Source organism: Rhodoferax sp. UBA5149 (genome assembly GCF_002413825.1).
Classification (GTDB): Bacteria; Pseudomonadota; Gammaproteobacteria; order Burkholderiales; family Burkholderiaceae_C; genus Rhodoferax.
Map to the genome: position 1 here is coordinate 9619 of NZ_DHXT01000070.1, position 7427 is coordinate 17045.

The following is a 7427-nucleotide window of genomic DNA, read 5'->3' on the forward strand; positions in this document are numbered from 1 at the left end:
CGCATTGGCGAAGTCACCAGCGGCCTGCTCGGCCCCACCATCGACAAGCCGGTGGCGATGGCTTACGTGACGCCGGAGTTCGCGGCGCTGGGCACAAAAATCAATGCCATCGTGCGCGGCAAACCGGTGCCGATGGAAGTGGTTGCCATGCCTTTCGTGCCCACCCGCTACTACCGAGGATAGAACCCGTTCGGGCTGAGCCTGTCGAAGCCCTTCCCCAACCACAAGTTTCGCTTGCCCTTCGACAGGCTCAGGGCGAACGGTTTGAATTTTTAGGAGAACCCCCATGACAACCAAATACACCCCCGACCACGAATGGCTCAAAGTTGACGGCGACAGCGCCGCTACCGCGGGGGCCATCATTACGGTCGGCATCACCCACCACGCGCAAGACGCACTGGGCGACGTCGTGTTCGTGGACCTGCCTGAAGTCGGCAAGACGTTTGCGGCCAAAGACATCGCCGGCGTGGTCGAGTCGGTCAAGGCCGCCGCCGACGTCTACATGCCGGTGTCCGGCGAAGTCACCGAAGTGAACGAAGCCCTGCGCGCGGACCCCTCGCTGGCCAACAACGATCCGATGGGTGCGGGCTGGTTCTTCAAGGTTAAGCTTTCCAACCCGGCCGAGCTGGATGCACTGATGGACGAGACCAGCTACACCAGTTTTTCCGCAGCCTGACATCACCCGCTAAATTTTCGAACGGATTCATACCGTTCGGGCTGAGCCTGTCGAAGCCCTGCCCCACTGTTTCGCTGGCCCTTCGACAGGCTCAGGGCGAACGGTTTTCAAGAAATTCCCTATGCTGATGCCATCTCCCAAGTCCCTCGCCGAACTCGAAAATGTGTCTGAATTCATCGCCCGCCACATTGGCGTGGACGAGGCCGACGAGACCTTGATGCTCAAGGTCGTGGGATCGAGCTCACGGCGCGAGCTGATCGACGGTATCGTGCCGCGCGCTATCGCGCGCCACAGCCGCATGGCCATTCCAGCGGCGGTGACCGAGGCCGCAGCGCTGGCTGAGTTGAAGGCGATTGCAGCCAAAAACAAGATTTTCAAAAGCTACATCGGCCAGGGTTATTACGACACCCACACGCCCGGCGTGATTCTGCGCAACGTGCTGGAGAACCCGGCCTGGTACACCGCCTACACGCCTTATCAGGCTGAGATCAGCCAGGGCCGCATGGAGGCGCTGGTGAACTTCCAGACCATGGTCACAGATCTCACCGGCATGCCGATGGCCAATGCCTCCATGCTGGACGAGGCCACGGCGGCGGCCGAAGCCATGACGCTGGCGCTACGCGTGGGCAAGTCGAAGTCGACCACTTTTATGGTCGACAGCGAAGTGCTGCCGCAAACGCTGGAAGTGATCCAGACCCGGGCCCGGCCTTTGGGTATCACGGTCAAGGTCTGCCGTGGTGACGAAGCGCTGCGCGAGGAAAGTTTTGCCGTGCTGCTCCAGTACCCCGGCGTCAGCGGCATGGTGCGCGACGACCGCGACTGGATATCAAAATACAAGACCCGCGGTGGCGTGGTCATCATGGCCGCCGACCTGCTGGCGCTGACGCTGCTGACGCCCCCCGGCGAGCTGGGCGCTGACATTGCCGTCGGCACGACCCAGCGCTTCGGCATGCCGCTGTGCAACGGTGGCCCGCACGCGGCCTACCTGGCGTGCCGTGATGAGTTCAAACGCTCCATGCCCGGCCGTCTGGTGGGCGTGAGTGTGGACGTGCACGGCAACCCCACCTACCGGCTGGCGCTGCAAACGCGCGAGCAGCACATTCGCCGTGAAAAAGCCACCTCCAACATCTGCACCGCGCAGGTCTTGCCGGCCGTGGTGGCCAGCATGTATGCCGTGTACCACGGCCCGCAAGGCCTCAAACGCATCGCCCAACGCGTGGCCGCTTACACCGCGCTGCTGGCGCGTGGTCTGCAGGACATGGGCTTTGCTCTGGCCAACGCCACCGCGTTTGACACGCTCACCATCCATACCGAAGGCGCTACACAATTGATAGCTGCTCGCGCCCATTCGGCGAGGGCTAACCTTCGATTTGTTTCAAAGACCAGCCTCAGTGTGTCGCTCGATGAAACCAGCACACGGGAGAACATCGAACAATTGTGGAGCTTTTTTTCATCCGTTCGGGCTGAGCCTGTCGAAGCCGCCGAGACCCCTTCGACGGGCTCAGGGCGAACGGAAGTTTGGGAGCGCCACGAGAAAGGCATCGAGTCCCTGATCCCCACCGAGTTGCGTCGCACCAGTGCCTTTTTGACGCACCCGGTCTTCAACACGCACCACTCCGAGACCGGCATGCTGCGCTACCTGCGCCGCCTGAGTGACAAAGACCTGGCGCTGGACCGCAGCATGATTCCGCTGGGCAGCTGCACCATGAAGCTCAATGCCACGAGCGAGATGATCCCCATCACCTGGCCCGAGTTTGCGTCGATTCACCCGTTCGCCCCGCACGAGCAGCTGCAAGGCTACAAGGAACTCGACGAGCAGCTGCGCGCCTGGCTCTGCCAGGCCACGGGCTACGCCGGCATCAGCCTGCAGCCCAACGCCGGTTCACAGGGCGAGTACGCCGGCCTGCTGGTGATCAAGGCCTACCATGAAGCGCACGGCCAAGGCCACCGCAACATCTGCCTGATTCCCTCCAGCGCCCACGGCACCAACCCGGCCAGCGCCCACATGGCGGGCCTGACCGTGGTGGTGACCGCCTGTGACGCACAGGGCAATGTCGACATGATCGACCTCAAAGCCAAGTGCGAACAGCACAGCAAGCATCTGGCGGCGGTGATGATCACCTACCCCAGCACGCACGGCGTGTTTGAGACCAGCGTCAAGGAGTTGTGTGCCCTGGTGCATTCTCACGGCGGCCGGGTCTACGTGGATGGCGCCAACATGAACGCGCTGGTGGGCGTGGCCGCTCCCGGCGAATTCGGCGGCGACGTCAGCCACCTGAACCTGCACAAGACCTTCTGCATTCCGCACGGCGGTGGCGGTCCCGGTGTCGGCCCCGTCTGCGTGGTGGCCGACCTGGTGCCTTACCTGCCGGGCCACGTCACGGGCGGCTTGGCCAGCCAGGGCGTTGGTGCCATCTCAGCCGCGCCTCTGGGCAATGCGGCCGTATTGCCGATCAGCTGGATGTACTGCCGCATGATGGGCCCGGAAGGCCTGCAGGCGGCGACCGAGGTCGCGATTCTGAGCGCCAACTACATCAGCGCCTGCCTCAAAGACCACTACCCAACGCTCTACGCCAGCGCCAATGGGCATGTCGCGCACGAGTGCATTCTGGATCTGCGGCCCCTGAAGGAAAGCAGTGGCGGTGTCAACGGCATCACGGCCGAAGATGTGACCAAACGCCTGATGGACTACGGCTTTCATGCGCCGACCCTGAGCTTCCCGGTGCCCGGCACGTTGATGGTGGAACCGACCGAGAGCGAAACGCTGGACGAGCTGGACCGCTTCATCCACGCCATGATTGCCATCCGCGAAGAGATTGCCAAAGTGGAGCGTGGCGAGTGGCCGCGGGACAACAACCCGCTCAAGCACGCACCGCATACGGCGGCGTCCCTGATGGGCGCAGACTGGGACCGACCCTACTCACGTGAAGTGGGCGGCTTCCCGCTGGCAAGCCTGAAGCAGGTCAAGTACTGGCCACCGGTCGGGCGCGTTGACAACGTCTACGGCGACCGCAATTTGTTTTGCTCATGCGTGCCGATTGCCGACTACCAATGAAGTAGGCGAAGCCCCTGATCGGCGACACCAGAAAAAAAAGGCCAGCACCCTCAGGGCGCTGGCCGACACCAAGCTTGCCAACAAGAATTCGATCAAATTGGCAAGCGGTCTATTTCTTGCGCGTTAGTTCATCATTTTGGGCTTGATCTCAAGCTTGGAAGCCACGAACACGCCGTTGCTGTCCTGGGTTCCCGTGACCTCCACGTAAACACCGTTGGCCAGGCTGGTCGCGGCGCTGCCATGTTCAAAGACCGCTGCCGAGGCATCCACTTTCAAGCCATTGAGCGTGAAATTGGCGCTGGAGACAAAGTCGGCCACTTGGCCGAATTGCTCATAACTCATGCCTTTGGCCGCGCCGCCGTTCTTGAGTTCCACCCTGCGTGCCTGCAAGGTGTCGCCCACCATATTGCCCTTGATCTCCACATAGGTGCCCACCACCACTTGCGCAAGGCTTCCATGGCTGAACACGGCGGCGCTCAAGTCCACCGTCACACCGTCGACCACCACCGTGTTGCCACTGACGCTGCTGACCGCGCCGTACAGCTCGTTGCGCCCGCCAATCTTGCTTTCCCGGTTGCCTTCCAATTCAACTTTGGTGGCCTGCAATGTGCTGCCGTCCCAGGTGCCTTTGACCTCAACAAACTGGCCGGCAATGATGGCGGCACCGCCTTCAATCACCGCCTTCGACACATTGACAGGCGTGCCCGAAACATTCAGCAGGCCGGTGCTGTCCGGTGCCGTTTCGGCCACACCTTTGAGCTTGAGAATGGCATTGGTCGTGGCCGCACTGCCCCAGGCCGAGCCGGCACCCAGAACCTGCACGCGCGTCGCGGTCAGGACGCTGCCGACAAGGCCAGCGGTGGCGGCATTGATCTTGACGCGCTTGCCATCGGCCAGCGTGCCGGTGACCGAATTGGCAAGGTAGTTCACCGTCAGCGTTCCGACCTGAAAGCTGCTCGCGGTGGTATTGAGGTTGCTGACGACACCGCTCAGGCTCAGCGCGTTGATGGCCTTGACTTCGACCAGGGTGGCGAGCAAGCTGCCGTCCGCCTGCAAGGCGCCATAGACCTCTACCGACTGACCAACGGTCAGGGCGGCGAGGTTTGCCACGCCCTGGTACACCGTGCTTGCATCGGTCTTCACGGTTTGCCCCAACAGGGTGAGTGTGGCATTGACGCTATCCACCGCGGTCACCCGGCCCCGGGTGCCGTGCAAAACTTCCAGTTGGCTGGCACTGCCTTGTTGCGTGGCGTCATCGGCATCGCCGCTGACACGCACCGTCATGCCCAGTTTGAGCTGGTCCAGATTCACCGACTGGCCGTCATCGTCGATCAGCGTGGCACCCACCGAGGAGAAGCGCGTGCCATTCACCACCACGGAGCCAAAGCCACCGATAGGGCCCACGAATACCGCCGCCGATTGGGCTGCCGGCGTCGCACCCCCGGCAGTTCCGCCGCCGCCGCCGCAGGCGCTGAGAACCAGCGCCGCAACCAAGGCCAGAGCAGTCCCGTGAAAGCTTGTTTTCATTCGTTTCATTGACTTTTCCTTGTGTGAATACATTTTTTTGAGGGACGATTGCCCGCGCGTTCAGCACACTGGGCGCTGAACAATTGCAAGATATCTCGAAAATGCCAAGGTCGACCGAGAAACTCCGTCGCATCGTGTTTCATTTGTAAGTCAAAGTTGCGAAGACTGACTAAAAGGCGAACACGGGATGCCGGCGTCCCGTCTCAATCGCTCCCGCAGCCGTGACCGTCTCGCGCTTATCACGTCCGCGACTGAATTGCAGCCAGCGCGGTCAGTGCAACGTAAGCCAGCCCTATACTAAAAGTCATGTCAGCAGATCATTGACTGGAAACCGCCTGGCTTTGTTTTAGAACGAAACGTGGAGTTAACAACTATGCCGATCAAGAATTTGATGGTTCACCTGGATCAAGATGAGCGCACTGCAGCACGGGTCGAACTGGCGGTGTCCCTTGCCCGCCAGCATGGGGCACGGCTGCTGGGTGTATTTGGACAGAGAGCCCAGGCACAGCGGGTGGGCGTGGCTTACAACGAGGCACGCGAGGCCAGCAAAGCCGCGTTTGAACGAGCCACGGCCGACTTGCCCCAAGCCGAATGGCGCGACATCAACCGCGGCAGTGATGCCGAGCTGCTGCGTCACATCACCGATCTTGCCCGCCACGCCGATCTGGTCGTTCTCGGCCAGCACGATGAGCACGGCAAGGCCAACGTGCCGGAGGAACTGGTGGCGGACGTGATCATGGATTGCGGCCGCCCGGTGCTCGTTTTGCCCTATATCGGCGACTTCACCGAAATCGGCAAGCATCCCCTGATCGCATGGAACAACGCCCGTGAAGCTGCACGGGCCCTCAACGATGCCCTGCCTCTGATCCAGGGCTGCGAAAAAGCCCACATCTTGTCATTTGCCACCCGTCTCGCAGAAGGGGAGTCATCCTGCGTCGAGGTCGAACGCCATCTCGCGACGCACGGCATCAAGGTCAAAACGGAGGTGGTTTTGGTCGAAGATTTCGGCATTATGGATTTGATACTCAACAGGATCACTGAAAGAGGTGCCGATCTGCTGGTCATGGGTGCCCACGGCCACATCGGCTTTCCCTTTGAGAGCCGTGGTACCGGTACCCGACACATCCTGCGGCACATGACCGTGCCGGTGTTGATGTCCCATTGATGCGCGCTCTGCCCACCGGAGATTCCCGGATCAATCAAGCCTGGGACCAGGTGCGCAGTCAACACGGGCGTCAGGCCGCATGACTGCGTCGCTGACATGCTCGATTTGTCAGCCCCCCGCGCTGGACCAGCTGATCAGGTCTGAGCCCGCCATGGCAGCCCAATGGCGCGCGCTGCCGCGCCGGCGATTTGCCGCCACGGCAACGCTGCAAGTCGCCGGGGATACGGCCACGCGCAGCTGGCTGATCGAGCGTCCGCTATTACTACCTCTGTGAGCGGGGAACGGCAATCCGCTTCAACCGTCGTTCAGGCCAGGCTCGTCTCGCTCATGTTAGCCATCGCCTTGGTCACCTCGTTGGTGCCCTGCGCAGCGCCACTTTGCGGCACTGTTTCTCCCGCACGGTTGGTGACCTCGGCCAAGTGCTCGGCCAGCCGTTCAGGGGCTTGCGCATCGGTGCCAATCCAGGCGCCTTGCGTCATGGTGATGTGGGCGGCCTCAAAGGCGCCAGCGCCCGCGCACAGAATGGTGCGGTTGGGCGCCTCCTGCGAGGCCAGCACCAGCATGGCGGGCACCACGGCCTCAGGCTTGAGGGCGGCCAGCACGGCCTCGGGCATCAGGTCCTCCGTCATGCGGGTGGCGGCCGTGGGCGCCAGGCAATTGACGCGAATGTCGTTTTTGGCGCCTTCAATCGACAGTGTTTGCATCAGGCCCACCAGCGCCATTTTGGCCGCGCCGTAGTTGGATTGGCCAAAGTTGCCGTACAAGCCGCTCGACGAGGTGGTCATGACGATGCGGCCATACTTCTGCTCATTCATGATGGCCCACACGGCCTTCGTGCAATGCACGGCGCCCATCAGGTGCACGTTCATCACCAGTTCGAAGTCGGCCAGTTCCATCTTGGCGAAGCTCTTGTCACGCAGAATGCCCGCGTTGTTCACCAGAATGTCAACGCGGCCCCAAGCGTCCACCGCTTGCTGCACCATGGCCTGCACTGCGGCAAAGTC

General features: G+C 62.0%; 7 protein-coding genes. 5 read left to right on the forward strand and 2 right to left on the reverse strand.

Annotated features, from left to right (window positions below):
- The 3 genes from B3V69_RS05850 to gcvP form a co-directional block, all read left to right on the forward strand.
- Window positions 1–183 (forward strand): glycine cleavage T C-terminal barrel domain-containing protein (locus tag B3V69_RS05850; RefSeq protein WP_296444670.1); only part of this gene is annotated, 183 nt, incomplete at its 5' end.
- Between the two features lie 103 nt (window positions 184–286).
- Window positions 287–676, forward strand: a complete 390-nt coding sequence (gcvH, locus tag B3V69_RS05855) for a glycine cleavage system protein GcvH (RefSeq protein WP_296444672.1) — start codon at window positions 287–289, stop codon at window positions 674–676.
- 121 nt (window positions 677–797) lie between these two features.
- Window positions 798–3731: an aminomethyl-transferring glycine dehydrogenase gene (gene gcvP / locus B3V69_RS05860; RefSeq protein ID WP_296444675.1), complete on the forward strand. Its 2934-nt coding sequence runs from the start codon at window positions 798–800 to the stop codon at window positions 3729–3731.
- Between the two features lie 123 nt (window positions 3732–3854).
- On the opposite strand, the gene B3V69_RS05865 is transcribed toward gcvP, so the two are convergent.
- Window positions 3855–5267, reverse strand: a complete 1413-nt coding sequence (locus B3V69_RS05865) for a DUF5666 domain-containing protein (protein WP_296444677.1) — start codon at window positions 5265–5267, stop codon at window positions 3855–3857.
- Between the two features lie 568 nt (window positions 5268–5835).
- On the opposite strand from B3V69_RS05865, the gene B3V69_RS05870 reads away from it, so the two are divergent.
- Together B3V69_RS05870 and B3V69_RS05875 are read left to right on the forward strand one after the other, a co-directional pair.
- Window positions 5836–6423 (forward strand): universal stress protein, encoded by a 588-nt coding sequence (locus tag B3V69_RS05870; protein WP_296444679.1) that lies wholly within the window; start codon window positions 5836–5838, stop codon window positions 6421–6423.
- A gap of 151 nt (window positions 6424–6574) precedes the next feature.
- Window positions 6575–6697: a hypothetical protein gene (locus tag B3V69_RS05875; protein WP_296444682.1), complete on the forward strand. Its 123-nt coding sequence runs from the start codon at window positions 6575–6577 to the stop codon at window positions 6695–6697.
- A gap of 31 nt (window positions 6698–6728) precedes the next feature.
- Here B3V69_RS05875 and B3V69_RS05880 read toward each other — a convergent pair.
- On the reverse strand, window positions 6729–7427 hold a 699-nt coding region (locus tag B3V69_RS05880; RefSeq protein WP_296444684.1), incomplete at its 5' end, for an SDR family NAD(P)-dependent oxidoreductase.

What these genes read in the sequence shown, in the direction of transcription:
- gcvH (WP_296444672.1), top strand. Translation starts at nt 287, where the DNA reads ATGACAACCAAATACACCCCCGACCACGAATGGCTCAAAGTTGACGGC.
- gcvP (WP_296444675.1), top strand. Translation starts at nt 798, where the DNA reads ATGCTGATGCCATCTCCCAAGTCCCTCGCCGAACTCGAAAATGTGTCT.
- B3V69_RS05865 (WP_296444677.1), bottom strand. Translation starts at nt 5,267, where the DNA reads ATGAAACGAATGAAAACAAGCTTTCACGGGACTGCTCTGGCCTTGGTT.
- B3V69_RS05875 (WP_296444682.1), top strand. Translation starts at nt 6,575, where the DNA reads ATGGCAGCCCAATGGCGCGCGCTGCCGCGCCGGCGATTTGCCGCCACG.